The following is a 2576-nucleotide window of genomic DNA, read 5'->3' on the forward strand; positions in this document are numbered from 1 at the left end:
GCACCACGCCCGGCGGCCGGGCGGGCCCGGTCACGGGGTGCAGGACGCGCGGCGGCGCGGCGAGGGACCTTCATCGAAGAAGCTTCTCAGCCCTGGTACCGCGGGAAGGCGGACCGACCCGCGTACCGCGCGGCGTCGTCGAGCATCTGCTCGATCCGCAGCAGCTGGTTGTACTTGGCGACCCGCTCGGACCGGGCCGGGGCGCCGGTCTTGATCTGGCCGCAGTCGGTCGCCACCGCGAGGTCGGCGATCGTGGTGTCCTCGGTCTCGCCGGAACGGTGGCTCATCATGCAGCGGTAGCCGTTGCGGTGCGCGAGGTTGACCGCGTCGAGGGTCTCGGTCAGCGTGCCGATCTGATTGACCTTGACCAGCAGCGCGTTGGCGGTGCCCTCGGCGATGCCGCGGGCCAGGCGCTCGGGGTTGGTGACGAACAGGTCGTCGCCGACCAGCTGGACCTTGGAGCCCAAGAGCTCGGTCAGCGCGTGCCAGCCGTCCCAGTCCTCCTCGTCCATCGGGTCCTCGATCGAGACCAGCGGGTAATTCGCGACCAGGTCGCCGTAGTACTCCGCCATCTGCTCGGTGCTGCGCTTCTGACCCTCGAAGTTGTAGACGCCGTCGGAGTGGAACTCGGTCGCGGCCACGTCGAGGGCGAGCAGGACGTCGTCGCCGAGCGTGAATCCGGCGCTGCCGATCGCGGTCGAGATCAGGTCCAGCGCTGCGCGGTTGCTCGGCAGGTCGGGGGCGAAGCCGCCCTCGTCCCCGAGGCCGGTGGCCAGGCCCTGCTGCTTCAGCACCGCTTTCAGCGCGTGGTAGACCTCCGCGCCCATCCGCAGCGCCTCGGAGAAGGTCTCGGCCCCGACCGGGGCGATCATGAATTCCTGAATGTCGACGCTGGTGTCGGCGTGAGCGCCGCCGTTGAGGATGTTCATCATCGGGACTGGGAGCACGTGCGCGTTCGGGCCGCCCACGTAACGGAAGAGCGGCAGGTCGGCGCTCGCCGCGGCGGCGCGGGCCACCGCGAGGCTGACACCGAGCAGGGCGTTTGCGCCGAGCCGGGACTTCCCGGGGGTGCCGTCGAGGTCGATCATCGCCTGGTCGATCAGGCGCTGCTCGCTGGCGTCGATGCCGAGCAGGATCTCCTGGATCTCGTCCTCGACCGCGATGACCGCCTGCTGGACGCCCTTACCGCTGTAGCGACCGGCGTCGCCGTCACGCAGCTCGACCGCCTCGAAGGCACCGGTGGAGGCGCCGGAGGGGACCGCGGCCCGGCCCACACTGCCGTCGTCGAGGACGACCTCGACCTCGACGGTCGGGTTGCCGCGCGAATCGAGGATCTCGATCGCGAGGATCTCGTCGATGGTGGCCACGGTGCTCTCCATTCAGTGCGCCGTCGGCGTTCACGCCGGGCGGCCGGGAAAAACACTACCCAGACCGCTCCGCCACACTGAGGAGCCGCTCCGGGGCCCGCCGACGGATGCGAGAGGCGTTCGGCCGAATCGTCCGCAATCGGGTGATTCGGGGCGCATTGTCGCCGGATCGGGGGCACCCGGACACCTCTACTGTCGCGCAGCACCCGGCTCGGACGCGAGTCCGTTTCCGGTGAGCTGCATCGCTTTCGCCCGGGGTGGGATCCCGACCGAGGTCAGAGGCCGAGCAGCGTGCGCAGGTGCCGCGGCGAGGGCGAGCCGTGCGCGAGCACGCGGTCGTGCACCTCGCGGTCCGAGGCGCCCGGATGGGCCGCCCGCAGGTCGGAGACCAGGTCGCGCACGCCCAGGTAGCCGACGAAGTAGGTGGAGAGCTGGGTGGAGGTGAGCAGCGAGCGGCGCCACTTGCCGACCGCCTCGCCCTCCTCCTGATGCCCACGCCCGACCATTAGCGCCATCGCCTCGTCCTGGGTCATGCCGCGGGTGTGCACCCGGACGTCGAGGATCGTGTTGATCGTCATCCGCAGCTGCATCTTCAGCTGCTGCATCCGCAGCTCCTCGCCGCCGAAGCCGTGACGGGCCATCAGTTCTTCGGTGTAGACCGCCCAGCCCTCGACGAACGGCCCGCTCCAGAAGGCCGAGCGCACGGCGGTCGAGGTGACCGCGCGCCGGCTGTGCGCGAGCTGCAGGACATGGCCCGGCATCGCCTCGTGGACCGTGAGGTCCTTGAGCATGTGGCAGTTGTACTCGCGGAAGAAGGACGCGACCCGCTCCGCCGGCCAGTCCGACGGCGTCGGCGAGATCGCGTAGAACGTCGGCAGGTCCGCGGTCTCCAGCGGGCCCGGCGGGTCGCAGTAGGCGATGGCGACACCGCGGTGGATCTCCGGCATCACGATGATCTCGACGGCGTCGTCGTAGATGGTGACCAGGTCGTGCTCGCGCACGAACGCGGTGGCCTGGACCAGGGTCTGCCCGGCCAGGGCGACGATGGTGTCGTCGGTGGGCGCCTCGGCGGCGAGGGCGTCCAGCACCGCGCGCACCTGCCCGGGCCCGGGCCGGCCGCCGCCCCCACCACTCAAGCGGGCCGCGACCTCGGCGATCTCGGTCTCGATCCGTTCCAGCTCGGACTCGGCCCGGGCCAGCAGGGTGTCC

The 2576-nt window shown here is 70.8% G+C and carries 2 protein-coding genes; both read right to left on the reverse strand.

The genetic code is table 11. The features are described 5' to 3' along the window. Nucleotides 1-86 precede the first annotated feature (86 nt). The gene (gene eno, locus H0X00_RS23360) at nucleotides 87-1367 is read right to left on the reverse strand and encodes a phosphopyruvate hydratase (RefSeq protein ID WP_293775221.1); all 1281 of its coding nucleotides are present in this window, start codon (nucleotides 1365-1367) and stop codon (nucleotides 87-89) included. Between the two features lie 275 nt (nucleotides 1368-1642). Further along, nucleotides 1643-2576: DUF885 domain-containing protein (locus H0X00_RS23365; RefSeq protein ID WP_293775220.1), on the reverse strand; the 934-nt coding region annotated here is incomplete at its 5' end.

Origin of the sequence: Sporichthya sp., from assembly GCF_013815995.1 — a bacterium.
Taxonomy (GTDB): Bacteria; Actinomycetota; Actinomycetes; order Sporichthyales; family Sporichthyaceae; genus Sporichthya.